Here is a 24,246-nt window from a genome sequence, read left to right as displayed (position 1 = left end):
TCGCGGCGGCTGCCGTGCTAGCGTGGCGCGATGCTGTTTCCCTACGACCTGCCCGATGCCGACGTCCAGCACCTGCCGGGCTGGCTGCCCACCGCCGCCGCCGATGCGCTGCTGCCTGCCCTGCAGGCGGAACTGCCGTGGGAGGTGCACCGCATCCGCATGTTCGGCAACTGGGTGGATTCGCCCCGGCTGAGCTGCTGGATCGGTGATCCGCAGGCGCGCTATCGCTATTCCGGTGCTGAGTTCGTGCCGCTGCCGTGGCCGCCGCGGCTGCAGGCCCTGCGCGAGCGCCTGCAGGCGCAGGGCATTGGTGCGTTCAACAGCGTGCTGGTCAACCGCTACCGCAACGGCGGCGATTACATGGGCTGGCACAGCGATGACGAACCGGAGCTGGGGCCGTCGCCGCTCATCGCCTCGCTCAGCCTGGGCTCGGCGCGCCGCTTCCTGCTGCGACGGCGCGACGATCCCGCGCGCAAGGCCGAATTCCTGCTCGGCCACGGCGACCTGCTGCTGATGGGCGGCAGCACCCAGCGCTTCTACCAGCACGCGCTGCCGAAGATGGCACGGGCGCAGGGCGAGCGCATCAACCTGACGTTCCGCTGGATCCAGCCCCGCTGAGGGCGTTCCGTCGGGCATGGCCCGTCGCTATCTGGATTGAACAAGGGGTAGCGCCGGGCCAGGCCCGGCGAGCGCAGCGGATACGGCTCAGCGCTTCAGTGCGGCCGTGTCGTTCTGTCCGTTCACCAGCGTCCAGCCCACCACGTCCTGCGCCAGCTGCTGCAGGCCACGCTCGAAGGCGGCGGCCACGGCCGGCACGTCGGTGCTGCCCACCGGCTGTGCCTGGCGGAAGGTGCGGTCGGCCACCACGCGCTGGTCGGTGGTGTGGATCAGTTTGGCGTTCACTTCGATCACCACCGTCGGCGTGGCCTGGCCCTGGTAATCCGATTCGAAGCGGCGGATATCAGTGGCCAGCTTGTAGTCGGCACGGATGCCGGCGGCGGTGCGGGCCACGCCGCGCAGGCGGCCGGAATCCTCGAAGCCGCGCAGCAGGGTGTCCTCGATGATGTCGGTGGCCGGCTGCGCCCAGCTGGCACCCTTGTAGATCTCCAGCTCGGACGGCGTCGGCCGCACGTTGATGCGCGGGCTGTCGACCATGCGCGCGGCGCTGGGCTTGGACACCACCAGCTGCCAGTCGGCCTGCGGCCAGCTCGGGTCCACCTTCACCTGCACGGCGGGCGAGTACAGGGTGACCGGGCTCTTGTCGCCACTGCCAAGGATCGAGCAGCCACCCAGCAGGGTGACGGCCGAGGCGGCCAGCAGCAGGCGCGGAAGGATCATCGGGCTCATTTGGGTTCGAACTCCTTCGGTGCGTCGCGGCCCAGCAGGTAGCGCGCGGGATTGTTCTCGAGGCGGTCGCTGACCCGGCGCAGGTCGCGGATCAGGCCACGCAGTTCATTCAGGGTCGGGCCCAGCTGGCCGAGGCCATCGTTGGCGAAGCTGTTGATGGCCGCGCGGTTCTCGCCGAGGATCGAATCGGCATTGCCGGCCGCCGAATCGAGCTTGCCCAGGGTGGCGTCGAGCTTGTCGATGATGCCCGGCAGCTGCTGCACCAGGTTCTTGTCGAGGCGCTCGATGGTGCCGTTGGTGGTCTTCAGCGTGGTGTCCAGGCTGCGTGCGGCATCGCGCGCGCTGAGCAGCAGCGCCTGGGTGCCCTGGTCGCGGTCGGCCAGGCCGCCGCTGATGGTTTCCAGGTTGGCCAGAGTGGCATTGATCGAGGCCACGTTGCGGTCGCTGAGGACCTGGTCCATGCGCTCGACGATGCGGTTGGCCACGTCGGTGATGTTCTGCAGGGCCGACGGCGTGGTCGGGATGATCGGCGCCGGATCCTTGTTGACGGTGGTCAGCGTCGGTGCCTGCGGCGTGCCGCCGCTGAGCTGGATGATCGACGGACCGGTCAGGCTGGTGATGGCCAGCTTGGCGCGGGTATCGGTCTTGACCGGGGTGTTGGAGTTCAGGCGGATGCGCGCGACCACCTGGCGTGGGTCATCGGGCACCAGGTTCAGTTCGGTGATCGAACCCACCGCGATGCCGTTGTACTGCACCGGGCTGCCGACCGACAGGCCGGTGACCGCCTCGCGGAACACCACGCGGTATTCCTGCCAGGTGCGGTCGGAGGAGTACTTGGCCGCCCACAGGCCGAAGGCCAGCAGGGCCAGGCCGGTGATCAGGGTGAACGCGCCGATCAGCACGTAGTTGGCTTTGGTTTCCATGGCTCAGGCACTCTTGATCTGTTCGCCGCGTGCGGCACGCGCACGGGGTCCGTGGAAGTATTCCTGGATCCATGGATGGTCCAGTTGCTCGAGTTCGGACAGCGGCGCGTTGGCCACCACCTTGCGGTCGGCGATCACCGCCACCCGGTCGCAGATGGCATAGAGCGTGTCCAGATCGTGGGTGATCAGGAACACAGTCAGCCCCAATGCCTCCTGCAGCGTCTTGATCAGGCGGTCGAAGGCGGCCGCGCCGATCGGGTCCAGGCCGGCGGTGGGTTCGTCCAGAAACAGCAGCGGCGGGTCCAGCGCCAGCGCACGGGCCAGGCCGGCGCGCTTGCGCATGCCGCCGGACAGCTGCGAAGGCAGCTTGTTGATCGCATCCGCGGGCAGGCCGGCCAGCTTCACCTTCAGCAGGGCCAGTTCGTAGTGCCAGCGCTCGGGCAGCTCGCGATGGTGTTCCTTCAGCGGCACCTGCACGTTCTCGCCAACGGTCAGCGAGGAGAACAGCGCGCCATCCTGGAACAGCACGCCGGTATTGCGCTCGATGTGCAGGCGGCTTTCGGCATCGTCGGCGCGCGCGTCGCGGCCGAGCACTTCGATCTGTCCTTCGTCGGGTACGCGCAGGCCGAGGATCGAGCGCATCAGCACAGATTTGCCGGTGCCCGACCCGCCAACCACGCCGAGGATCTCACCGCGGCGCACGTCCAGGTCCAGGCCCTCGTGCACGGTCTGGCTGCCGAAGCGGTTGACCAGCCCGCGCACGCGGATGGCCAGGTCCTGGCCCTGGGTATCCTGCATGGCGGTGTCGGTGGGGGTGTCGTGTGTGCTCATGTCACCAGCCCATCTTCATGAACCACAACGCGGCGAACGCATCGAGGATGATCACCAGCGAGATGGCCTGCACTACGCTGGAGGTGGTGCGCTCGCCCACCGACTGCGCGGTGCCTTCCACCTTCAGCCCCTCCAGGCAGCCGATCAGGCCGATCACCAGCGCGAACACCGGCGCCTTGGACAGGCCCACCAGCAGGTGACGCACTTCCATGGTTTCGTGCATGCGCGCGATGTACATCTGCGGCGGGATGTCCAGGTCGAACGCGCCGACGGTGATGCCGCCGGCCAGGCCGGCGATCATCGCGATGAAGGTCAGCAGCGGCAGGGTCACCAGCAGGGCGAGCAGGCGTGGCAGCACCAGCAGGTCGACCGGGTCCAGGCCGAGCGTGCGCATCGCATCGATCTCCTCGCGCGCCTTCATCGCACCGATCTGCGCGGTGAACGCACTGGCGGTGCGGCCGGCCAGCACGATGGCGGTGAGCAGCACGGCGAACTCGCGCAGGAAGGCGATGTTGACCAGTTCGACCACGTAGATCTCCGCACCGAAGTCGCGCAGGATGGTCGAGCCGAGAAAGGCGATGACCGCGCCGACCAGGTAGGACAGCAGCGCCACCAGCGGCACTGCATCCAGGCCCACCTGTTCCATCTGGTGTACGGTGGCGGTCAGGCGGAAGCGCCGCGGTTCCTTCACCAGCCGCGCGGCCTTCACCAGGTTCTCGCCGAGGAAGCTGCACAGCGCCTTGATGTTGTGGCCGGTGGCATGGACGCTGACGCCGAGGCGTTCGAGCGCGGCCAGCACGCCGAAATCGCGCTTGGGCTTGGGGCGGTCGTCGGCCACTTCCTCGATGGTGCACACCAGCGCCTGGTGGTCCGGGCGGAACTGCAGTGCCTGTTCGCCGAGGTCGGCACGATGGGCCACGCGCAGCACCTGCAGCACGCCGGCCGAGTCCAGCTGTTCGATGCCGGTGGCATCGATGCCGGTCAACGTGTCGGGAATGTCACGCAGCACCTCGGCCGCGTCCAGCGCGGTCTTCAGGGTCCAGTGCCCGGACAGGCGGATCAGCCCGGGATCGTGGGCGTCCTGTTCAAGCCGGGGGGCGTGGTTCGGGGTCATGGGGGCCATTCGGTTCGCAGCATAACCGTTTCGTCCTGCGCGCCGCGTCGAACCGGGATGAATTTCTCCTGCCGGGCCCCGTGTAGGTAATACTACGGCGCATGTCTGCAGACGCTCACACGATCCCTACGCCCCAGGCCACCTACGCACAGCGCGTGGCATTCGTTTCCGAGATCGCCGGGCGCCTGCACAGCTACGGCACCACCGCACAGCGCCTGGAAACGGCCGTGGTGGCCCTGGCGCGCCAGCTCGATCTCGACTGTGAGCCGTGGTCCAACCCCACCGGCATCATCCTCAGCTTCAGCGATCCGGCGCAGGCCATCGGTTCCAGTGACATCACCCGGGTGATCCGCCTGGCACCGGGCGAGAACGACCTGCACAAACTGAGCGTGGCCGACCGCATCGCCGAGGAAGTGTCCAACGGCCGCATGAGCATCGCCCAGGGCCATACCGCCCTGCGCCAGCTGGACAAGGATCCCGGCCGGCGCGGCAAGCTGCGCACCATCCTGTCCTTCAGCCTGGGCGCGGCCGGCGTGGCCGGCATGTGGAAGCTACCGTGGCTGGATATCGCCACCGCCGGTGTCATTGGTCTGATGATCGGCATGCTGGGCATGGTCACTGACCGCCGCCCGGCCACCCGCGAGGCCGCCGAGGCATTGGCCGCGCTGCTGGCTGGCATGGTTGCCACGCTGGTGGCCGCGTTCATCGGCGCGCTCAATCTCAATACCGTCATCATTGCTTCGCTGGTGGTGCTGCTGCCCGGCATGTCGCTGACCAATGCGGTCAATGAACTGGCCAGCCAGCACTGGGTATCGGGCACTGCGCGTTTCGCCGGTGCGCTGACCACCATCATGAAACTCAGCGTCGGCGCGATGATCGCGGTGACCCTGGCCGATGTGCTGGGCCTGGAGCCGGTGATCCGTGCCACGCGGCCGCAGGGGCCATGGGTGGAATGGGGCTCGCTGCTGACCGCGGCATTCGCCTTCGCCATGCTGTTCAAGGCCAACCGCCGCGATTATCCGTGGGTGATGGCGGCCTCGGTGGCCGGTTATGCCATTTCCAAATTCGGTGGCCACGCCTGGGGCGCACCGGCCGGTATTTTCCTGTCTGCGATGCTGCTGACCGCCGGCGGTAATCTGTTCGGCCGCCTGGTCGGGCGCCCGGGCGCGATCATCCGCCTGCCGGGCATCATCATGATGGTGCCCGGCAGCACCAGCCTGCGCGGCGTGCTGACCCTGGTGCAGCAGCAGGACGTTGGCGCAGGGCAGAGCGTGTTCCTCACCGTGCTCAACGTGGTGATGGCGCTCGTGGCCGGTCTGCTGTTCGGCAACCTGCTAATGCCGGCCCGCAAGACACTGTGATCGAATAGCGCCGGGCCATGCCCGGCGGATCGGCGAGAACTGCCGCTGCGCTCGTCGGGCATGGCCCGGCGCTACCGAATAGAAAACGCCGGCTTTCGCCGGCGTCTTTCATTCCAACCTGATATTCGGCCTTACGCCTTCTTGATCAGGAAATCTTCCGGCTTCTTGCCGCCCTTGGCGGTCAGTTCGGCCATCCAGCGCGGCTGCTTGCCACGGCCGGTCCAGGTTTCCTTCGGGTTGGCCGGATTACGGTACTTGGGGGCAACCTTGCCCAGCTTGCGGCCGGCGGTCTTCGCCGGTGCCTTGGTGGCCTTCGTTGCCTTGCGGGCGCGCGGGGCAGCCGGGGCATCACCGAACAGTTCCTCGATGGTGTAACCCTCGGCCTTCGCCAGCTTGCTCAGCTGGGCACGCACCTTGGTGATCGGGCGACGCTTGGCCACGATGGTCTGCTGCTTCTTGGCGGTACGGATCAGGGCGCCCAGCTCGCGTGCCGACAGGCCGCTCAGGTCGATGCTCATTAACGATTACTCCGGAAACTGAATTAGGGACAGGGACGAGCCGGTCCGTGGCGTCGCGGGACAGAATAATGACGAATTAATCCCAGCACAAACATCGGCAGTCGCGACATGGCGGCCGGGCGGCCCCAATGCGTCTATTTTGACCGGATTATGTCCGGCGGAGTTGCTGGTGCGCACAAAACAGGCAAAAAAAGACCGGGGCAGGCCCCGGTCTCTCTGATCAGCCCTGCAGTCGCTGCAGCAGGGTGGTCTTGTCGAGGCTTTCCGCCTCGCTGGCACGGCGCGAACGGTATTCGAAGGTGCCGGCGGCCAGGCCGCGTTCGCTGACCACGACCCGGTGCGGGACGCCGATCAGTTCCATGTCGGCGAACATGGCGCCCGGGCGCAGGCCACGGTCGTCCAGCGCCGCATCCAGGCCCGCATCGCGCAGTTCCTGCAGCAGGCCGGCCGCCGCTTCGGCCACGCCGGCGTCGCCCTTCGGGTTGATCACGCACACCACTACCTGCCAAGGCGCCATCGCCTCGGGCCAGATGATGCCGGCGTCATCGTGGTTCTGTTCGATCGCCGCAGCGACCACGCGGGAAATGCCGATGCCGTAGCAGCCCATCGCCATCACCGCGGCCTTGCCGTTCTCGTCCAGCACGGTGGCGTCGAGCGCGGCGGCGTACTTGCGGCCCAGCTGGAAGACGTGGCCGACCTCGATGCCGCGGGCGATCTTCAGCTCGCCGCCGTCCACGGCGCGGTCACCGGCCTGCACGTTGCGGATGTCGGCCACTTCCGGCTCGGCCAGGTCGCGGCCCCAGTTGACGCCGGCCAGATGGAAACCGGCCTCGTTGGCGCCGACGACGAAGTCGGCCATGGCTGCCACTTCACGGTCGGCCACCACGCGGATGGCCTTTGCCGGGGCGACCGGGCCGAGGAAGCCCGGCACGCTGCCCAGGTACTCGGCGATTTCCGCCTCGCTGGCGAAGCGCTGGTCTTCCAGGCCGGCGACCTTGCCCAGCTTGATCTCGTTGACGTCATGGTCGCCACGGACCAGGGCCAACACGAAGCCGGCCTCGGTCATCAGCGCCACCGACTTCACGGTGCGGGTCAGGTCGAGGCCGAGCAGGGCGGCGACGTCCTCGCAGGTCTTCTGTGTGGGGGTGTCCACCTTGCGCATGGCTTCGGTGGCAGCCGGGCGCGGTGCCGGGTCGGCGGCCACGGCGGCTTCCATGTTGGCGGCATAATCCGAGCCGGTGGAGAACACCAGCGCGTCCTCGCCCGAATCGGCGATGACGTGGAATTCCTGCGAGGCATCGCCACCGATGGCGCCGGAATCGGCCTGCACCATGCGGAAATCGAGGCCCAAGCGGGTGAAGATGCGGCTGTAGGCCGCCTTCATGTTTTCGTATTCGCGCACCAGGCAGTCATCGTGCAGGTGGAACGAATACGCATCCTTCATCAGGAATTCGCGCGCGCGCATCACGCCGAAACGCGGGCGGATTTCGTCGCGGAACTTGGTCTGGATCTGGTAGAAATTGACCGGCAGCTGCTTGTAGCTGGACAGCTCGCTGCGCGCGAAATCGCAGGCCGCTTCTTCGGCGGTGGGGCTGTAGCAGAAGGTCTGTTCCTTGCGGTCCTTGATCTTCAGCAGCTGCGGGCCGAACTTTTCCCAGCGGCCGGTCTGCTCCCACAGTTCCTTCGGCTGGATGGTCGGAATCTGGAATTCGACGGCACCGGCGCGGTCCATTTCCTCGCGCACGATGCGCTCGACCTTGCGCAGCACGCGCAGGCCCAGCGGCGACCAGGTGTACAGGCCCGATGCCAGCTTGCGGATCATGCCCGCCCGCAGCATCAACCGGTGGCTGGTCAGCTCGGCGTCGCTGGGGGTTTCCTTGGTGGTGTGCAGGTGGAACTGGGAGAGGCGCATCGGCGGCTTCGGATAACGGCAGAGACGCCTATTCTGCCAGCCCGGCCGGGGGTTTGTACCGGCAGGGCTGGCAGCCCTGCACCCGCTGCAATCAACGGCAACGGCCGAAGCAACGTCAAAAGCCGGGTTGCTGTGGCTGGGCGGGGTGGGTCCAGTGGCAGGGGACGCCGTAAATCCATCCATGGAGCCTCGGTCGCGCCATCCATGGCGCTCACGCCCCCTCAACCGGACCCACCCCGCCTTCGACAGATTTCTGCGGCCTGTTGGCGCCCGCTGCTGATGGTGGTGGGTGTCGACCGTTGGTCGGCACGGAACCCGATCTCATTATGAAAATCGACATCTGACAGATGTGCCGACCAACGGTCGGCACCCACCAACAGCCGCCGACCAACTGTCGAAGGCGGGGCACTGTGGGTTTGCGGGGTGTGAGCCGCATGGGCCCGAGGCATGCCTCGGGCGGGTTGGGCAGGACGCCCAACCCGGTCTTGCCGTGTGCGCAGGACAGCGCACACGAGCAAGCGGCGACCAAGCCCCCATGGATGGGTTTACGGCGTCCCCGCACACCCACAGTGCCCCGCCATCCCACGGAATGCCGCTCTGGCTCTGGCTCTGGCCGTTGCCTTGGCTTGCAAGCAGGTGCAGGGCTGCAAGCCCTGCCGAACCCACTCAGCCTTCAGGCGGGCAGTAGGCCTTGATCGCCGCTTCGGCCAACCCCTTCTGCGCGTTGCGCTGCTCCGGCGTCAGCGCGGTATCGGCCTTGCCGTCCCCGTCGGTGTCCTGCATGACCTCCCCGCTGCCGTCCAGCAGGGCCACGTTGGCGCGGGCGGTGCTGCACTGCTCCGGTACCGGCGTGGCCTCGGCGGCGGGAGCCGGTGCGGCCGGCTGCGTGCCGCGGGCCTGCTCCCGGGTTTCGTATTTGCCCCCGGCCGGCGGCGTCTCCGAATACTGGGTCACCCCCTTGGCGTCCTTCCATTTGTAGACGGGTCCGGCCACCGCGTTGGCACTGGCCAACAGCAGCAGGCATCCCAGGCAGGACAAGGCACGCATGGCAAACTCCGCGGAATGGGCGTAGAACGCCGATTGCAGCATTGCCGCCGACGGCTGGCAAGTCGATTAAACTGGATTCCATGGACCCGATCACACCGCCGCCGCGCTCGCGCACGATTTACCTGCTGCCCAACCTGTTCACCACCGCCGGCCTGTTTTCCGGCTTCTACGCGATCATCGCGGCGGCCAATGGCGATTTCGTCAATGCCAGCATCGCCGTGTTCGTGGCAGCGGTGATGGATGGCCTGGACGGTCGCGTCGCGCGCCTGACCGGCACCAGCAGCGAGTTCGGCGTGCAGTACGACTCGCTGGCCGACCTGGTCAGCTTCGGCATGGCCCCGGCGCTGGTGATGTACCACTGGTCGCTGTCGGAGCTGAAGTACGACGGCGAACTGCTCGGCCGCCTCGGCTGGGCGGTGGCCTTCCTGTATGCCGCCTGCGCGGCGCTGCGCCTGGCCCGCTTCAATACCCAGGTGGCGGTGGTCGACAAGCGCTGGTTCGTCGGCCTGGCCAGCCCGGCCGCGGCCGGGCTGATGATGTCCTTCGTCTGGGCCTTCGCCGATGGCAGCCTCGGCTGGAATGGCAACGAGCTGCGCTTCGTCGCGCTGGCCGTCACCGTGGTCGCGGCCCTGCTGATGGTCAGCCGCATCCGCTTCTGGAGCTTCAAGGGCGGTGCCGGCAGGGGCACCCGTTCCGACCGGGTGCCGTTCCTGGTGCTGGCGCTGGTGCCGATGGCCATCGCCATCGCGGTCATCGACCTGCCGCGCGTGCTGTTCGTGGTGGGCATCCTCTACGCGCTGTCCGGCCCGGTGATGTGGGCCCTGCAGCGCCTGCGCAAGAAGCCCGAGGCGGCGTGAGCGAGGAACTGCCCGTGTTGTGGTCCCCGGCCCAGCAGGCCTGGCTGCAGGCCATGGGCTACACCGTCTTCCACGATGGCCAGCTGGCCGCCGAGCTGGATGCGGCGCTGCAGCTGAGCGTGGCCGAGGCCGAAGCCGCCGTTGCACCGGTGCGCAGTGAAGCGCCACGGCAGCCGCAGCGGCGGGCCGATGCGCCGACCGAACGCGCGGCGGCCCCGTACGAACGCCCGGCACCGCCAGTACGCACCACCCCGGTGGCGGCCCCGGATACGGCGCCGGCCGCATCGCGGCCGCTGCTCCGCGGCAACGCCCGGCAGCCGTCGGTACGCCTGCCTGACCGCCTGCAGATCGCGCTGCTGCGTGCGTCCGGCTGCAACCCGAATGACCCGGCCACGCAGGCCCTGATGGACAGTTGGCCGCTGGAACAGCTGCGCCGCGATCCGAAGGCCAAGCGCGCGCTGTGGCCGAAGCTGCGCGCGCTGCGCAAGCGGGGCGCGCCGTGAGTGCGGTCGCCCGGCCGGGCCCGGTATCGATGCGCGCCCTGCGCGAAAGCGACCTCAATGCGGTGATGGCCATCGAAGTGCGTGGCTATCCGTACCCCTGGACGCGCGGCATCTTCCTGGACTGCCTGCGCGCCGGCTACCCCGGCCTGGCCATGGAACGCGACGGCCTGCTGATCGGCTACGGCGTGCTGAGCCTGGCCGCCGACGAAGCTCATGTGCTCAACATCTGCATCGATCCGCTGGAGCAGTCGCACGGCCTCGGCCGGCAGCTGATGCGTGCACTGGTGCGCCTGGCCGGTGACCGCGGCGCGCAGCGCGTGTTCCTGGAAGTGCGGCCGTCCAATACCCCGGCGCTGGCGCTGTACCACAGCGAAGGCTTCAACGAGATCGGCCGTCGCCCGCGCTATTACCCGGCCGCCAACGGCCGCGAGGATGCGCTGGTGATGGCGATCGAGCTGGTCGGCGACGACCTGCAGACGATGCCGCCGCTGTAATCGGCGTCGCGTGGCCGCTGCGCTCGCCGGGCATGGCCCGGCGCTACCGATACCGATACCGATGGGTGGCTTACGCCATCCGCAGCGCCAGCACGCCAGCCACGATCAAGCCCGCCGCCAGCCAGCGCACCCGCGGTACGCGTTCGCGCAGCACGAACACCGAGACCAGCAGCGCGAACAGGATCGACGATTCGCGCAGTGCCGACACCATCGCCGCCGGCACCTGGGTCATTGCCCACAGCGCCATCGCATAGGATGCGGTGGTGCCGACGCCACCGGCCAGGCCCAGCGGCCAGTGCTGGCGCGCATAGGCCAGCACCGCACCACGCTGGGTGTACAGCGCCCATAGCGGCAGTGGAATACCTGACAGCAGGAACAGCCACAGCGTGTAGCCCAGCGCGCTGCCCGACTGGCGTGCGCCCTGTGCATCGACCAGCGTGTAGGTGGCGATCATCAACGCCGTCAGCAGGGGCAGACCGAGTTGGCCGCGACGTGCGCCCAGCGCCATGCACAGGATGCCGGTGCTGACCAGGACCACACCCAGCCACGCCGCCGGCGGCAACGACTGGCCGAACAGGCTGCCGGCCAATGCGACCAAAATCGGCGCGCAACCGCGCATCAGCGGGTAGGCCAGGCTCATGTCCACCTGCTGGTAGCAGCGTGCGACCAGGCCGTAATAGGTCACCTGCAGCAGCACCGACGCCGCCAGCCACGGCCAGCTGTCCGCCGCGGGCATGGGCAGGAAGGGCAGGGCGGCCGCCGACAGCAGTGCGGCGCTGCCGGTCACCAACACCGTGCCGAGAAACTTGTCCGGCCCGCGTTTGACGATCGCGTTCCAGCTGGCATGCAGGGCAGCAGCGGCCAGGACCAGCAGGAATAGGGAAAGCGGCATCAGCCGATGATGCCATGTGGCAGAAACTGAAACGCCGGGCATGGCCTGGCGCTACCGATGAATCACCGCCACGGTAGCGCCCGGCCAAGCCCGGCGGCCGTGTGCCTGCAGCCCGTACAGCTTCGCGCGCTGTTCCTGCAGGCCGGCCAGCTGGGTGTTCCAGTCGACCAGGCGCACGCGCTCCTGCTCGACCACCGCAGGCGGCACCTTGTCGGTGAACTTTGCCAGCTTGGCCTCGCTCTTTTCCTTCTCGCTTTCCACGCGCTTGATCTCCTTGTCCAGGCGCGCACGCTCGGCGTCGAGATCAACCAGGCCTTCCAGTGGCACCAGCAGCTTCAGCTCGCCCACGATCGCGGCGGCGGCCGGCGGCGCGCTTTCGCCTTCGCCCAGCCACTGGATGCTGTCCAGCTTCAGCAGGAACGACAGCGGGGCGCTGAAGCGTTCGATGCGCACGCGGTCCAGTTCGAGGCCGGCCTGCAGGCGCAGCGGCACCAGCTTGGACGGGGCCACGTTCAGTTCACTGCGCACGCGGCGCACGGCACTGATTACGGCCTTCAGCCATTCCACGTCGGCCTCGGCCTGGGCGAAATCACCGGCGAATTCGTCGGCGGTCGGGTACGGGCGCAGCGACAGCGTGGTTTCGGCCAGGCCCAGGCGCGGGGCCAGCTGCTGCCACAGCTGTTCGGTGATGAACGGGGTGAGCGGGTGCAGCAGGCGCAGCAGCGCTTCCAGCACGTACAGCAGGGTGTGGCGGGTGCTGTCGGCGTCGGCGGCGTCGCCACCGTTCAGTGCCGGCTTGCTCAGCTCCAGGAACCAGTCGCAGAACTCGTTCCAGGCGAACTCGTACAGGCACTGCGACAGCAGGTCGAAGCGGTAGTTGGCGTAGTGGCCCTGCGCCTCGGCGGACACCGCGGCCAGGCGCGCGAGGATCCAGCGCTCGGCATCGGTGCGCGGCTGCGGCACGCCGGTGAACGCAGCACCCTCGGTGTTCATCAGGGTGAAGCGGCTGGCGTTCCACAGCTTGTTGCAGAAGTTCTTGTAGCCCTCGGCGCGGTTCATGTCGAACTTGATGTCGCGGCCGTGGGTGGCCAGCGCGGCGATGGTGAAGCGCAGCGCATCGGCACCGTGGGCGGCGATGCCGTCCGGGAATTCCCTGCGGGTGGCCTTCTCGATCTTCTCCACCATCTTCGGCTGCATCAGGCCGCCGGTGCGCTTGGCCACCAGGTCGTCGATGCTGATGCCGTCGATGATGTCCAGCGGGTCGAGCACGTTGCCCTTGCTCTTGGACATCTTCTGGCCCTGGCCGTCGCGGATCAGGCCGGTGAAGTAGACGTCCTTGAACGGGATCTTCCCGGTCAGGTTGTCGGTGGCCATGATCATGCGCGCCACCCAGAAGAAGATGATGTCGAAGCCGGTGACCAGCACCGACGACGGCAGGTAGCGGTCGAAGCCACGCTCGGCCATGGCCTGCGCGTTCGGCCAGCCCAGGGTGGAGAACGGCCAGATCTGCGAGGAGAACCAGGTTTCCAGCACGTCGCTTTCCTGGCTCAGCACCACGTCGCTGCCCAGGTTGTTCTTCGCGCGCACTTCGTCTTCGCTGCGGCCGACGTAGCAGCTGCCGGTGGCGGCATCGAACCAGGCCGGAATGCGGTGGCCCCACCACAGCTGGCGGCTGATGCACCAGTCCTGGATGTTGTTCATCCAGTGGCGATAGGTGTTGATCCAGTTCGGCGGGACAAACGAAATCGAACCGTTCTCGACCAGTTCCAGGCCACGACGCGCCAGCTCGTCCATCTTCACGAACCACTGGTCGGTCAGGTAGGGCTCGATCACCTGGCCGGTACGGTCGCCGCGCGGCACCTGCAGCTTGTGCGCCTTGGTCTCGACCAGGATGCCCAGGTCCTCCAGTTCGCCCAGCACGGCCTTGCGCGCTTCGTAGCGGTCCATGCCCTGGAAGCGTTCGGGCGCGTTTTCATTCAGCGCCGCCACCGGGGTGAACAGGTTGATCATCGGCAGGCTGTGACGCACGCCCACCTGGTAATCGTTGAAATCGTGCGCCGGGGTGACCTTGACCACGCCGGTACCGAACGCGCGGTCGACATAGTCATCGGCGATCACCGGCACGCGACGGCCGGTCAGCGGCAGCACCACGCTCCGGCCGATCAGGTGCGCATAGCGCTCGTCTTCCGGGTGCACCATCACTGCGGTATCGCCCAGAAGGGTTTCCGGGCGGGTGGTGGCCACGACCAGGTAATCGCGGGTTTCGCGCAGGGTTTCCACGCCGTCGGCATCGCGCTCGACGTGCTCGTAGCTCAGGCCTTCATCCAGTGTGTAGGCGATCGACCACAGGAAACCGTCTTCCTCGGCGCTCTCCACTTCCAGGTCCGAGATCGCGGTCTTCAGCACCGGGTCCCAGTTGACCAGGCGCTGGCCGCGGTAGATCAGGCCCTGTTCGTGCCAGCGCACGAAGGCCTCGACCACCGCCTCGGACGGCTGCGGGTCCATGGTGAAGGTGCTGCGCGACCAGTCGGCCGAGGTGCCCAGGCGGCGCATCTGCCGCTCGATGGTGTCACCGGACTGCTGCTTCCACTCCCACACCTTGCCGATGAAGCCTTCGCGGCCCAGCGAATCGCGGGTCTCGCCCTTGCCTTCCAGCGCAAGGTTGCGGCTGACCACCATTTCGGTGGCGATGCCGGCATGGTCTGTACCGACCTGCCACAGCGTGTCGTATCCACGCATGCGGTGGTAGCGCACCAGCGCATCCATCAGGGTCTGCTGGAAGGCATGGCCCATGTGCAGGGTGCCGGTCACGTTCGGCGGCGGCAGCAGGATGGTGTAGGGCTCGCCCTTGCCGGACGGCTTGAAGTGGCCGGCGTTCTCCCAGGCCTCGTAGAGGTCGGTCTCGAAGGACTTCGGGTCGTAGCTGGAGGCGAGTTGGGTCATGCGGGGGAACCAGGAGGTAATCGTTGAAGGATCAGGGCAGCGGGGCGGCCCATCAAGGGGGCCACGCCGCGCTCACATGTCGTGCTTGTTCAGGTCGTAGCCGGCGGTCTTGTACTGGCGCCAGCGTTCGCGCAGCGGTTCGCGCGCTTCCGGGTCGGCCGGCACCACTTCCAGCACGCGCTCGCACTGGCCCAGCCAGGGTTCGTCGCGCAGGTTGATGACCAGCGGGCGCATCGGCGCCTCGTCACCGGGGATGGAAATCAGCACCACGGCCTCTTCCTCGTCCACGTCCTCGCCGACGATCTGGTGCGGGATGTAGGCATCCTCGTCGAACGACCAGAGCAGTTCGTCCAGCTCTTCGGCCTGGGCCTGGTCGCGGGCCAGCACCAGGGCAGGCAGCCCGGCATCGTTGGCCTTGCGCGCCAGTTCGCAGACCAGGCGCAGCGGCTCGGTCAGGAAACGGGGCTTGGCGATCAGGTAGAAATCAGCGCGGGGCATGGCAGGGTCCGGGTCGGGCAGGGGCCCGGCATGCCGGGCGGGGGCAGGCCGGAGGATGCCCCGGCCGGCGGGCGCCGGCCAGGGGCAGGTACGGCGTCAGGCGCGGGCGACCTGGTCCAGCAGCCACTGGCTCAGCAGGCCGACCGGGCGGCCGGTGGCCATGCCACGCTTGCCTTCGTCGCTGGCCACGCCGGCGATGTCCAGGTGGGCCCAGCGCTGGCCTTCGGCGAAGCGCGACAGGAAGCAGCCGGCGGTGATGGCGCCGGCCCAGCGGCCGCCGATGTTGTAGACGTCGGCGAAGCTGGAATCCAGCATCGGCTGGTACTCATCCCACAGCGGCAGACGCCAGGCGCGGTCGAACACGTGCTCGCCGGCGGCCAGCAGCTCGTTGGCCAGGTCGTCGTGCTTGCTCATCAGGCCGGCGGTCTGGTGGCCCAGCGCGACCAGGCAGGCGCCGGTCAGGGTGGCCACGTCGACCAGCGCGGCCGGCTCGAAGCGCTGCGCGTAGGTCAGCGCGTCGCACAGGATCAGGCGGCCCTCAGCGTCGGTGTTGCCGACTTCGATGGTCTTGCCCGACATCGAGGTGATCACGTCGGACGGACGGTAGGCATTGCCGTCGATGGCGTTTTCCACCGCCGGCACCACCACCACCAGGTTCAGCGGCAGCTTGGCCTTCACGGCGGCGACGAAGGTGCCGATGACGTTGGCGCCACCGCACATGTCGTACTTCATCTCCTCGATGCCGCCCTGGGTCTTCAGGTTGACGCCGCCGGTATCGAAGGTGATGCCCTTGCCGACCAGCACGTACGGCTTGGCGTCGCGGGCGCCTTCGCCTGAAAGGCCCGTCCACTTCAGCACTACCAGGCGCGGGCGGTTGGCCGAACCACGGGCCACGGCCAGCAGCGAGCCCATGCCCAGCGCTTCCATCTGGTGCTCGTCGAGGATCTCCGCTTCGGCGCCGTCGTGCTCGCCGGCGAACTTCACGCCCACTTCAGCCAGGTAGGCCGGGGTGCAGTAGTTCGGCGGCAGGTTGCCCAGCTCGCGGGCGAACTCGACACCGGCGGCGATGGCCTGGCCCTGGGCCAGGGCCTGGGCGTCGTCACCCGCAATGGCCAGCTGGGCCAGGCCGGCATCATCGGCCTTCTTCTTGCCCAGGGTGGCGGTGTAGCGGTAGGCAGCGTGGTCGGCGGCGATCACCGCCTGGCGGATCGCCCAGGCCGCATCGCGGTCCTTCACGGCCACTTCGGACAGGGTGAACAGCGCGCTGCGGGCGGCGCCGGCCTTGAGCGCGCGCACGGCGTCGCCGACGGCCTTCAGGTATTGCGGGACGCCGAAACGGGCGGCTTCGCCCAGGCCGACCACCAGCACGCGCGGAGCGCTGACGCCCGGCAGGTCATGCAGCAGGGTGGTGGCGCCGGTCTTGCCGGACAGGTCGCCGCGCTGGGCCAGGGCGGTCAGGCGGCCACCGCTGGCGGCGTCCAGGGCCTGGGCGGCCGGGGTCAGGGAGTGGTCGGCATAGGCGCCGACGACCAGGCAGTCGACGCCGGCGACGGCCGGCGCGAGGTGGTTCAGGGTGAATTCGAGGGCCATTGAGCAGATTCCATTGGCGAGTCCGTACAATCGCAGGCCGTTTACGCCCAGACAGTAGACTGGGCGGCACCGCGAACGAACCCCAGAGTTTAAACCACCGCCCCATGCTGAAGCTCGACCGATACCTGCTGGGCGATTTCGTCCAGAGTTTCCTGGCTACCCTGATCGTCCTGCTGGTGGTCAGCGTGGGCGGCGTGCTGGTGGACATCCTCGGCAACATCGCCGACGGACGGCTGCCGGCCAAGCTGCTGTTCTCGCAGCTGGGCCTGCAGTTCATCGCCTACATGCCACTCATCCTGCCACTGGCACTGATGCTGGGCCTGCTGCTGTCCATCGCCCGCCTGTACCGCGATTCCGAAATGGCGGTCATCACCGCCATTGGCGTGGGGCCCAAGCGTCTGCTGCGGCCGCTGCTGTTGCTGGTGGTGCCGGTGGTGGTGCTGGTCGGCGCCTGCTCGCTGTGGCTGGGCCCCTGGGCCGGCCGCACCGCCGAGCAGATGATCCAGAACGCCAACCGCAGCGTGCTGATGGCCGGGCTGGAGCCGGGCCGCTTCACCCCGCTGCCCAATGGCGGGGTGGTCTACCTGTCCTCGATCTCGCCCGATGGCACCACGCTTGGCCGGGTGTTTTTGCAGCGGCAGAAGGATGACCGCCTGGAAGTGGTCTCCGCCGCCGGCGGCCGCATGTTCTTCGAGGGCAAGCAGCAACGCTTCCTGGAGCTGGACGACGGCCACCAGGTGGAGGGCCCGCTGGCCGGCGCGCTGGATTACCGCCTGGCGACCTTCGCCCGCAATGACGTGGCTCTGCCTGACGGCGCCCAGGCCAAGGACGAGGATGACCCAGAGCTGATGCCGACCCTGCAGCTGCTGGGTGACGACCGCGCCGAGGCCAAGGCCCAGCTGCATCGCCGCATCGCTCCGCCGCTGATCGCCCTGGCCTTCGCCCTGCTGACCGTGCCGCTGGGCCGCAGCTCGCCGCGCCAGCAGCGCTATGGCCGGATGATGCTGGCCCTGCTTGCCTACATGGTTGGTACCAACCTGATGTTCATCGGCAGTGGCTGGATCGCCAACGGCAGGATTCCGCCTGCGGTCGGCCTGTGGTGGCTGACCCTGCCGCTGCTCGGCTTCGCACTGTGGATGTATTTCCGCGATGGTCGCCTGGCGCGCCCGAAGGGAGCCCGCGCATGAAGCTGCGACCGATGCGTTTCGATTTCTACCTGGGCCGTGCGGTGTTCACCACCGTGCTGCTTACCTGGGCGGTGTTGACCGGCCTGGACGTGGTGATGGCCTTCTCCGGTGAGTTCAAGGACATCGGCAAGAACGGCTATTCGCTGGGCCATGCCGCGGCCTGGGTGCTGTACACCGTGCCGCGCCGTGCCTACACGATGTTCCCGACCGCCGCGGTGATCGGCGCGCTGATGGGGCTGGGCCAGCTTGCGGCGACCTCCGAGCTGACCGCGCTGCGCGCACTGGGCCTGTCGCGCCGGCGACTCAGCGTCTCGGTGGCAATTGCCCTGTCGTTGCTGACCGGCCTGATGGTGATCAGTGCCGAGACGCTCGGACCGTGGGGTCAGAACCGCGCCGATGCGCTGAAGATGAGCGCCAAGTGGGGCACCAATGCGACCACGGCCCGCTATTCGGGCCTGTGGGCACGCGAGGGTGACACCTTCCTCAATGCCGCCAGCGGCGAAGAGCAGCTGGTCGGTGACAAGGGCACGCGGCTGATCCTGCGTGATGTGCGCCTGTACCGCATCGCCGAAGACGGCAACATCGCCTCGCTGACCCACGCCGCCACCGCCGAGCATGACAAGGACGGCTGGGTGCTGACCGGGGTCAAGCGTGACACCTTCGCCGAGCGTGGCGCGACCCGCGAGGAAGCCGCACGCGAGCCCTGGGATTCCAGGCTGGATGCCGGTGCGCTGGCAACCGGCATCGCCAAGCCGCGCAACCTGAAGTTGAGCGAGTTGAGCACCAGCATCGAGTACCGCGAGCGCAACGGCCTGGATGCCCGCGATTTTGAGGATATCTACTGGAGCCGCTGGTTCTACCCGTTGAACGTGCTGGCGCTGTGCCTGGCCGCCGTGCCGTTCGCGTTCGGTTCGCTGCGCAGCGGCGGCATGGGCAAGCGCCTGTTCCTGGGCATCCTGTTCGCGCTGGGCTTCTGGCTGCTGCAGCTGTTCTTCGGGCGCATGGCCGGTGCGCTGAAATTCGATTACCGCATTGCCTACGCGTTGCCGCCGATCGTCATGCTGGCGGTGTCCGGCTGGCTGTTCCGGCGCAGGTAGCAGCGTAGTCGAGCAAGCTCGACTCTACTCGGGTAGCAGCGGGCCATGCCCGGCGGGTTTTCTCAGCGCTTCGGCATCCGCACCACGCGGGTGCCGCTGGCGCGGTCATGCCAGGTCAGGCGCTGCCGGTCCAGCCACGCCCACCAGAAGCCCAGCCCACCCAGCAGCAGCGACAGCGTGGCCACCGCGAAGCGCAGCCACAGCTGGCGGCGCCGCAGCGGCGTGCCATCACGCGATTCCAGCTTCAGCCGCCACGGCCGCATGCCCAGGGTCTGCCCGCCGCGGCGCCAGCTGGCCGTGGCGTACCACCCGGTCACCGCCCAGCACACCGCCCACAACAGCCACTGCCAGGCGCTGAAGGGCGCGATGTTCTCGCGTTGCGCATGGCCGCTGAAGGTGTAGGCCAGGGTGAACAGCGTGCCGGCCAGCATCCACAGCGCCAGCACCGGCAAGGCGTCATAGACCATCGCCAGCACGCGCCACGGCAGCAGCGCACGCGGGCGGGGCGTTGCGGTGGCGGCCGCAGTGGCCGTGTCGGTGGCAGGGCGGGACATGCGCCGAGCATACGCAAAGCTGGCCGCGCCCGCAGTGGCCCTCGTATCCTGCACGCATGGCCGTTATTTCCACCCCTGCCGAACGCCGCCAGCTGGTTACCCAGCTGCCGGAACTGCGCGCCGACGACAGCGTGCGCATCCAGCGCTTCCTCGATGCGATCTGGGCCGAGAACGGCCTGGCCCGCGCCACCCTGGACAGCTACCGGCGTGACCTGGAAGGGCTTGCGCGCTGGATGGATGGCCGCGAGGGCGGCCTGGCCGGCATCGAACGCTCCGGCCTGTTCGATTACCTGGCCTGGCGCACCCGCCATGGCTGGTCGCCGCGCAGCAACGCGCGCCTGCTGTCGGCGCTGCGCGCGTTCTTCGCCGATGGCGTGCGCCGCGGCGAGCGCAGCGAAGACCCCAGCGCGCTGCTCGACCCGCCCAAGCTGCCCAGGCTGCTGCCCAAGGCGCTGGCCGAAAGCCAGATCGACGCCCTGCTGGCCGCGCCGGACATCGACAGCCCGCTGGGCCTGCGCGACCGCGCCATGCTGGAACTGATGTATGCCGCCGGCCTGCGCGTGAGCGAGCTGGTGCTGCTGCCGGCCACCGCGGTCAACCTGCGCCAGGGCGTGCTGCGGGTGACCGGCAAGGGCAGCAAGGAGCGCCTGGTGCCGCTGGGCGAGGAATCGCAGCATTGGCTGGAACGTTACCTGCAGCAGTCGCGGCCGCAGCTGGTGGGCAAGGGCAAGGTGCACGCGCTGGCCGATGGGCAGACGCCGTTGTTCATCGAGCCGAGCCTGCATGCGCTGACCCGGCAGGCGTTCTGGCACCTGGTCAAACGCCATGCGCAGGTGGCCGGCATCGATCCGGCGCAGATCAGCCCGCACGGCCTGCGCCACAGCTTCGCCACCCACCTGTTGAACCGGGGCGCGGACCTGCGCGCGCTGCAGATGCTGCTGGGCCACAGTTCACTGTCCACCACCCAGATCTACACTCTGGTGGCACGCGAACACCTGCAGAAGCTGCACGCGCGGCACCACCCGCGCGGCTGAACGGACTGCGCGGCGCATCACCCAGGGCATGCGCGCGGTCGCGGCCCATCACACGCGCCTGTGTCAGAATCCGGGGTCTGATTCCCAGCGGATTGCCCATGTTCCGATTTGCCATCGCTGCACTGTTCAGCGCGGTCAGCCTTACCGCCTGCGCGCAACCGGCGGCGCCCGCCGCCAAGGCCCCGGCGGCCGCGGCCGCCAAGGCCAGCCCGGGCGCTGCGGCCACCAATGGCGCCTCCGAACAGACGGTGCGCGCCGCGCTCGCCACGCTCATCCCCGGTTCCAAGGTGGATTACATCGGCTCGGCGCCGTTCCCCGGCTTCCGCGAAGTGCTGGTGTCCGGCCAGCTGCTGTACGTGTCCGACGACGGTCGCTACCTGTTCCAGTCTCAGCCCTACGACATCCAGGCCAAGGGCCCGGCCAATAGCGAAGGGCTGCTCGGCCACCGCCGCGACCTGCTGGCCAAGGCCAATCACGGTGACCGCATCGTGTTTGCCGCGCCCAACGCGAAGTACACCATCAGCGTGTTCACCGATATCGAGTGCGGCTACTGCCGCAAGCTGCACCAGGACATCGCCGAGCTCAACCGCAACGGCATTTCGGTGGAATACCTCGCCTTCCCGCGCATGGGCCTGGGCAGCAAGGATTACGTCGACATGATCTCGGTCTGGTGCGCCGCCGATCGCCGCCAGGCGCTGACCAATGCCAAGCGTGGCGGCAGCGTGCCGGCGAAGAACTGCACCAATCCGGTGGCCATGCAGTACGCGCTGGGCCAGCAGCTGGGCGTCAACGGCACACCGGCCATCTTCGCGGCCGATGGCACCCAGCTGGGCGGCTACCTGCCGCCGGCGCAGCTCCGTGCAGCGCTGGAAAAGCTGTCCGCCAAGCGCTGACCGCAACGTCGCCGGGCCATGCCCGGCGGAGATTGAATCCATGTGGAGGCCGGGGACGCTATGCGTCCCCGGCTTTTTGCTTATTTCAGGCCATCACTCACCGCCTTTGTCAGCGTGCCCTGCGCATCGTCACCACTGAATTCCCAGACGAACGCACCACCCAGGCCCTGCGTTTTCACGTAGCCCATCTTGCGGGTGATGTTGGCCGGGGTATCGAAGCTCCACAGCGTGCTGCCGTTGTAGATCCAGGTGGCACCGGCGGTGTTGTCGGTATAGCCCTGCCAGGCCAGGTTCTTCAGCACCTTCCAGTCTTCGATGCCGGCCTCGTAGGTACCCGGTGCGGCGCCGCCGGCGGTCTGGTACATGCCGTTGTTGCCGCTGGCCACGCCGGTCCAGCCACGGCCGTAGTAGCCGATGCCCAGGTTGAGCTTGGCGGCAGGCACGCCTCGGCTGATGAAGGCCTCGATGGCGTCGTTGCTGTTGTACAGCTTCTGGTCGCCAGTGGATGGGTCGTTGGGCGAATCGAACAGCGCCGACTGGTGATTGGTCTTCGCATCCCACGCGCCGTGGAAGTCGTAGGTCATCACGTTGATGTAATCCAGGTACGGGTGGTACGCCGCCGGGTCGGTGACGCGGACCTTGTCGATGCCTGCACCCACGGCCACGGTCAGCAGCAGGCCCGGACGCACCGCATCGAGCTGGCGGCGGAACTCCGCCATCAGCGCGGTGAAGTTGGCGTTGTCCTCCGGCTTGCCACATTCGATGCCGCAGGCCACCGGGTATTCCCAGTCGATGTCGATGCCGTCGAACACGCCCAGCGCCGCACCGGTACCACCGGCACCGTCGGTCACCGGCAGGTTGCCCTTGATATAGGCGTCGATGCAGGAGGCGACGAAGGCCTGGCGGTTTTCCGGGCGTGCCGCGCTGGAGAAGCCGCGTGACCAGGTCCAGCCACCCAGCGAGATCAGCACCTTCAGATTCGGGTACTTTGCCTTGAGCTGCTTGAGCTGGTTCCAGTTGCCGCGCAGCGGCTGGTCCCAGGTATCGGCGCTGCCACTGACGCTCTCGCCGGCACCGAAGGCCTTGCTGTAATCGGCGAACGCATCGCCCCCTGCGCCGGTGTTGGGGTCCGAGGGCTGGGTGACGCCCACTTCGCAGCGGTTGTTGCGCACGTTGCCGAAGGCGTAGTTGATGTGGGTCAGGCGCGCGGCCGAGCCACTGCTGTCGATGTTCTTCACCCGGTAGCTGCGGCCGTAGATGCCCCACTGGGTGAAGTAGCCGATGACACGCTTGCCTGTGCCGCCGCCGCTGCCGGCCAGCGTGGTGGCGCTGATCTCGGTGCCCTGTGCCGAGGCGTTGCCGGCGTTGTCACGGGCGCGTACCCGGTAGCGGTAGGTGGTCGATGCGGTCAGGCCACCATCGACGTAGCTGGCGCTGGATGGCGAGCCGACCAGGCTGCCGTCGCGGTACACGTCGTAGCCGGCCAGGCCGCTGCCCCCGGTGTTGTCGGTGGAGGGGCTCCAGCTCAGCGCGATGCTGCTGGCGGTGCGGGTACCCACGGCCAGGCCGCCGGGCACGCTGGGCGCGGTGGTGTCGCCGCTGGCCGCGTTGACGGTGATGGTGAGGGTGGGCGTGCTGGTGGTGGCGTTGTTGTTGTCGGTGGCCACCGCGCGCAGGGTGTGACTGCCGGCGCTGGCGTTGGCCCAGCTGGCGCTGTAGGGCGCGCTGGTGTCGACGCCGATCGAACTGCCATCGCGGAAGAACTCGACCTTGCTGACGCTGCCGTCCGGGTCGCTGGCCGTCGCACTGACCGTGACCGTGCTGCCGGCGCTGAAGGTGGCGCCATTGGCCGGCGAGGTCAGGCTGACCACCGGCGGCTGGTTGGCGCCGCTGCCATCACAGGCGCCGAGGTTGGTGTAGTAGGGCGCCCCGGCCGGGTGGTCCGGCGGCGCGTTCCAGATGTCCTGGTTCGCCCGGTACAGGACCCCTCCCTTCTGCAGGGTGTCGCCGGCCCGGTAGATTTTGGCCTGGTCCCACTGCGCCACGCCGGTACAGCTGGCGGCCTGGGCCAGGCCGGGCAGGGCGGCCGCCCCGGCGGCCAAGGCCAGCAGCCAGGCCAGTCGGCGAGGGCGTGGTGGGCGGGAGGAACATACGGCACTGCGTACATCGGCACTCTGCACAAGCTTGTCGTACATGGTGTATCTCCGACTTCCGGTGGCGCGCGGGCCGGATGGCGCCGCGCGTGACGCAGGTCCGGACGTCGCCCGGGAGGGGGGCGACGGTGGGGGCGGACGGGGTACCTGGGTTACCGGGGAAAGAGTCCGGGGCCAGGTGGGGACAACGTTGTCATCAATTGCCCGGTCAATCCGTGAGCGAGCGCATGGTTCCGGGATTTCGGGGTTTCCGCGCAGGGCGGCGCTGTCGCGCAGTTGGCTGCCATCGGCGGGGCCCCCTCGTGGCTGGGGCGGGTTGTGGATTTTGTGGGTTGGCCGGGCGGGTGGGCTGCGCAGGGGACGCCGTAAATCCGTCCCTGGAGGTTCGGTCGCCGCATCCATGCGGCTCACTGATCTGGTCCCCCAGCAGCGGACGCCAAGAAGCGATACTGAATCGTACTTGGAGGTCCCCTTATGTCTCGCGCCACCCGCCGTAGC

General features: G+C 68.2%; 20 protein-coding genes and 2 pseudogenes. 9 read left to right on the top strand and 13 right to left on the bottom strand.

Annotated features, from left to right (window positions below; translation table 11 throughout):
- The first annotated feature begins 30 nt into the window (after positions 1-30).
- Positions 31-618, top strand: a complete 588-nt coding sequence (locus tag AC1VXD_RS12925) for an alpha-ketoglutarate-dependent dioxygenase AlkB family protein (RefSeq protein WP_482992373.1) — start codon at positions 31-33, stop codon at positions 616-618.
- Between the two features lie 87 nt (positions 619-705).
- On the opposite strand, the gene AC1VXD_RS12920 is transcribed toward AC1VXD_RS12925, so the two are convergent.
- From AC1VXD_RS12920 to AC1VXD_RS12905, 4 genes are read right to left on the bottom strand one after another with little or no spacing between them, the layout of a single operon-like run.
- The gene (locus tag AC1VXD_RS12920) at positions 706-1,347 is read right to left on the bottom strand and encodes an ABC-type transport auxiliary lipoprotein family protein (protein ID WP_482992372.1); all 642 of its coding nucleotides are present in this window, start codon (positions 1,345-1,347) and stop codon (positions 706-708) included.
- Positions 1,344-2,270, bottom strand: coding sequence for an MlaD family protein (locus AC1VXD_RS12915; RefSeq protein WP_116863408.1), 927 nt, complete (start codon positions 2,268-2,270; stop codon positions 1,344-1,346). Before AC1VXD_RS12915 ends, AC1VXD_RS12920 begins: the two co-directional genes overlap by 4 nt.
- Positions 2,271-2,273: 3 nt before the next feature.
- The gene (locus tag AC1VXD_RS12910; protein WP_482992371.1) at positions 2,274-3,101 is read right to left on the bottom strand and encodes an ABC transporter ATP-binding protein; all 828 of its coding nucleotides are present in this window, start codon (positions 3,099-3,101) and stop codon (positions 2,274-2,276) included.
- Between the two features lies 1 nt (position 3,102).
- Positions 3,103-4,224, bottom strand: a complete 1,122-nt coding sequence (locus AC1VXD_RS12905; protein ID WP_482992370.1) for an MlaE family ABC transporter permease — start codon at positions 4,222-4,224, stop codon at positions 3,103-3,105.
- 92 nt (positions 4,225-4,316) lie between these two features.
- On the opposite strand from AC1VXD_RS12905, the gene AC1VXD_RS12900 reads away from it, so the two are divergent.
- Positions 4,317-5,576: a threonine/serine exporter family protein gene (locus AC1VXD_RS12900; RefSeq protein WP_482992369.1), complete on the top strand. Its 1,260-nt coding sequence runs from the start codon at positions 4,317-4,319 to the stop codon at positions 5,574-5,576.
- 137 nt (positions 5,577-5,713) lie between these two features.
- Here AC1VXD_RS12900 and AC1VXD_RS12895 read toward each other — a convergent pair.
- The 3 genes and pseudogenes from AC1VXD_RS12895 to AC1VXD_RS12885 all read right to left on the bottom strand — a co-directional run.
- Positions 5,714-6,094: pseudogene (locus tag AC1VXD_RS12895) on the bottom strand (H-NS histone family protein); the annotation flags it as partial.
- Positions 6,095-6,314: 220 nt separating this feature from the next.
- A complete protein-coding gene (locus AC1VXD_RS12890) occupies positions 6,315-8,006 on the bottom strand; it encodes a proline--tRNA ligase (RefSeq protein WP_482992368.1) in 1,692 nt (563 codons plus the stop codon).
- Between the two features lie 666 nt (positions 8,007-8,672).
- Positions 8,673-9,053 carry a DUF4124 domain-containing protein gene (locus AC1VXD_RS12885; protein ID WP_482992367.1) on the bottom strand — a complete coding sequence of 127 codons (381 nt, stop codon included), beginning with the start codon at positions 9,051-9,053 and terminating at the stop codon, positions 8,673-8,675.
- An 80-nt stretch (positions 9,054-9,133) separates the two neighbouring features.
- On the opposite strand from AC1VXD_RS12885, the gene pssA reads away from it, so the two are divergent.
- The 3 genes from pssA to rimI are packed head-to-tail and all read left to right on the top strand — an operon-like array spanning position 9,134 to position 10,907.
- Positions 9,134-9,910 carry a CDP-diacylglycerol--serine O-phosphatidyltransferase gene (pssA, locus tag AC1VXD_RS12880; protein ID WP_482992366.1) on the top strand — a complete coding sequence of 259 codons (777 nt, stop codon included), beginning with the start codon at positions 9,134-9,136 and terminating at the stop codon, positions 9,908-9,910.
- Complete coding sequence (locus AC1VXD_RS12875) at positions 9,907-10,413, top strand: hypothetical protein (protein ID WP_482992365.1); 507 nt, start codon at positions 9,907-9,909, stop codon at positions 10,411-10,413. The genes pssA and AC1VXD_RS12875 overlap by 4 nt, the downstream gene beginning before the upstream one ends.
- Positions 10,410-10,907, top strand: a complete 498-nt coding sequence (gene rimI, locus AC1VXD_RS12870; protein WP_482992364.1) for a ribosomal protein S18-alanine N-acetyltransferase — start codon at positions 10,410-10,412, stop codon at positions 10,905-10,907. Before AC1VXD_RS12875 ends, rimI begins: the two co-directional genes overlap by 4 nt.
- Positions 10,908-10,977: 70 nt before the next feature.
- Here the strand turns inward: rimI and AC1VXD_RS12865 are convergent, their stop codons facing one another.
- The 4 genes and pseudogenes from AC1VXD_RS12865 to AC1VXD_RS12850 all read right to left on the bottom strand — a co-directional run bounded on the left by AC1VXD_RS12865 (position 10,978) and on the right by AC1VXD_RS12850 (position 16,830).
- Positions 10,978-11,799, bottom strand: coding sequence for an EamA family transporter (locus AC1VXD_RS12865; protein ID WP_482992363.1), 822 nt, complete (start codon positions 11,797-11,799; stop codon positions 10,978-10,980).
- Between the two features lie 117 nt (positions 11,800-11,916).
- Positions 11,917-14,742 (bottom strand): annotated as a pseudogene (locus tag AC1VXD_RS12860) (valine--tRNA ligase); the annotation flags it as partial.
- A 72-nt stretch (positions 14,743-14,814) separates the two neighbouring features.
- On the bottom strand, positions 14,815-15,240 hold the full coding sequence (locus AC1VXD_RS12855) for a DNA polymerase III subunit chi (protein ID WP_108745936.1): 426 nt from the start codon (positions 15,238-15,240) through the stop codon (positions 14,815-14,817).
- 96 nt (positions 15,241-15,336) lie between these two features.
- Positions 15,337-16,830, bottom strand: coding sequence for a leucyl aminopeptidase (locus AC1VXD_RS12850; RefSeq protein ID WP_482992362.1), 1,494 nt, complete (start codon positions 16,828-16,830; stop codon positions 15,337-15,339).
- A gap of 104 nt (positions 16,831-16,934) precedes the next feature.
- Between AC1VXD_RS12850 and lptF the strand changes: the two genes are divergently transcribed.
- Together lptF and lptG are read left to right on the top strand one after the other, a co-directional pair.
- Positions 16,935-18,017, top strand: a complete 1,083-nt coding sequence (gene lptF / locus AC1VXD_RS12845) for an LPS export ABC transporter permease LptF (protein WP_482992361.1) — start codon at positions 16,935-16,937, stop codon at positions 18,015-18,017.
- A complete protein-coding gene (lptG, locus tag AC1VXD_RS12840; protein ID WP_482992360.1) occupies positions 18,014-19,114 on the top strand; it encodes an LPS export ABC transporter permease LptG in 1,101 nt (366 codons plus the stop codon). Before lptF ends, lptG begins: the two co-directional genes overlap by 4 nt.
- A 62-nt stretch (positions 19,115-19,176) precedes the next feature.
- Here the strand turns inward: lptG and AC1VXD_RS12835 are convergent, their stop codons facing one another.
- On the bottom strand, positions 19,177-19,668 hold the full coding sequence (locus AC1VXD_RS12835) for an RDD family protein (protein ID WP_482992359.1): 492 nt from the start codon (positions 19,666-19,668) through the stop codon (positions 19,177-19,179).
- 56 nt (positions 19,669-19,724) lie between these two features.
- Between AC1VXD_RS12835 and xerD the strand changes: the two genes are divergently transcribed.
- Positions 19,725-20,702 (top strand): site-specific tyrosine recombinase XerD, encoded by a 978-nt coding sequence (gene xerD / locus AC1VXD_RS12830; protein WP_482992358.1) that lies wholly within the window; start codon positions 19,725-19,727, stop codon positions 20,700-20,702.
- A gap of 98 nt (positions 20,703-20,800) precedes the next feature.
- Positions 20,801-21,595: a DsbC family protein gene (locus tag AC1VXD_RS12825; protein ID WP_482992357.1), complete on the top strand. Its 795-nt coding sequence runs from the start codon at positions 20,801-20,803 to the stop codon at positions 21,593-21,595.
- Between the two features lie 80 nt (positions 21,596-21,675).
- On the opposite strand, the gene AC1VXD_RS12820 is transcribed toward AC1VXD_RS12825, so the two are convergent.
- Complete coding sequence (locus tag AC1VXD_RS12820; RefSeq protein ID WP_482992356.1) at positions 21,676-23,790, bottom strand: glycosyl hydrolase family 18 protein; 2,115 nt, start codon at positions 23,788-23,790, stop codon at positions 21,676-21,678.
- Positions 23,791-24,246: the final 456 nt, after the last annotated feature.

Source organism: Stenotrophomonas sp. STEN054, assembly GCF_056854535.1.
This window is presented reverse-complemented; position numbering and strand designations above follow the sequence as displayed.

Bases quoted from the DNA above. Each gene is read 5' to 3' on its own strand.
- AC1VXD_RS12865 (WP_482992363.1), bottom strand. From the start codon at position 11,799: ATGCCGCTTTCCCTATTCCTGCTGGTCCTGGCCGCTGCTGCCCTGCAT.
- AC1VXD_RS12855 (WP_108745936.1), bottom strand. From the start codon at position 15,240: ATGCCCCGCGCTGATTTCTACCTGATCGCCAAGCCCCGTTTCCTGACC.
- AC1VXD_RS12885 (WP_482992367.1), bottom strand. From the start codon at position 9,053: ATGCGTGCCTTGTCCTGCCTGGGATGCCTGCTGCTGTTGGCCAGTGCC.
- AC1VXD_RS12915 (WP_116863408.1), bottom strand. From the start codon at position 2,270: ATGGAAACCAAAGCCAACTACGTGCTGATCGGCGCGTTCACCCTGATC.
- AC1VXD_RS12910 (WP_482992371.1), bottom strand. From the start codon at position 3,101: ATGAGCACACACGACACCCCCACCGACACCGCCATGCAGGATACCCAG.
- xerD (WP_482992358.1), top strand. From the start codon at position 19,725: ATGGCCGTTATTTCCACCCCTGCCGAACGCCGCCAGCTGGTTACCCAG.
- AC1VXD_RS12825 (WP_482992357.1), top strand. From the start codon at position 20,801: ATGTTCCGATTTGCCATCGCTGCACTGTTCAGCGCGGTCAGCCTTACC.
- AC1VXD_RS12905 (WP_482992370.1), bottom strand. From the start codon at position 4,224: ATGGCCCCCATGACCCCGAACCACGCCCCCCGGCTTGAACAGGACGCC.
- lptF (WP_482992361.1), top strand. From the start codon at position 16,935: ATGCTGAAGCTCGACCGATACCTGCTGGGCGATTTCGTCCAGAGTTTC.
- AC1VXD_RS12835 (WP_482992359.1), bottom strand. From the start codon at position 19,668: ATGTCCCGCCCTGCCACCGACACGGCCACTGCGGCCGCCACCGCAACG.
- AC1VXD_RS12820 (WP_482992356.1), bottom strand. From the start codon at position 23,790: ATGTACGACAAGCTTGTGCAGAGTGCCGATGTACGCAGTGCCGTATGT.
- lptG (WP_482992360.1), top strand. From the start codon at position 18,014: ATGAAGCTGCGACCGATGCGTTTCGATTTCTACCTGGGCCGTGCGGTG.
- AC1VXD_RS12890 (WP_482992368.1), bottom strand. From the start codon at position 8,006: ATGCGCCTCTCCCAGTTCCACCTGCACACCACCAAGGAAACCCCCAGC.
- AC1VXD_RS12900 (WP_482992369.1), top strand. From the start codon at position 4,317: ATGTCTGCAGACGCTCACACGATCCCTACGCCCCAGGCCACCTACGCA.
- AC1VXD_RS12920 (WP_482992372.1), bottom strand. From the start codon at position 1,347: ATGAGCCCGATGATCCTTCCGCGCCTGCTGCTGGCCGCCTCGGCCGTC.
- AC1VXD_RS12850 (WP_482992362.1), bottom strand. From the start codon at position 16,830: ATGGCCCTCGAATTCACCCTGAACCACCTCGCGCCGGCCGTCGCCGGC.
- AC1VXD_RS12925 (WP_482992373.1), top strand. From the start codon at position 31: ATGCTGTTTCCCTACGACCTGCCCGATGCCGACGTCCAGCACCTGCCG.
- pssA (WP_482992366.1), top strand. From the start codon at position 9,134: ATGGACCCGATCACACCGCCGCCGCGCTCGCGCACGATTTACCTGCTG.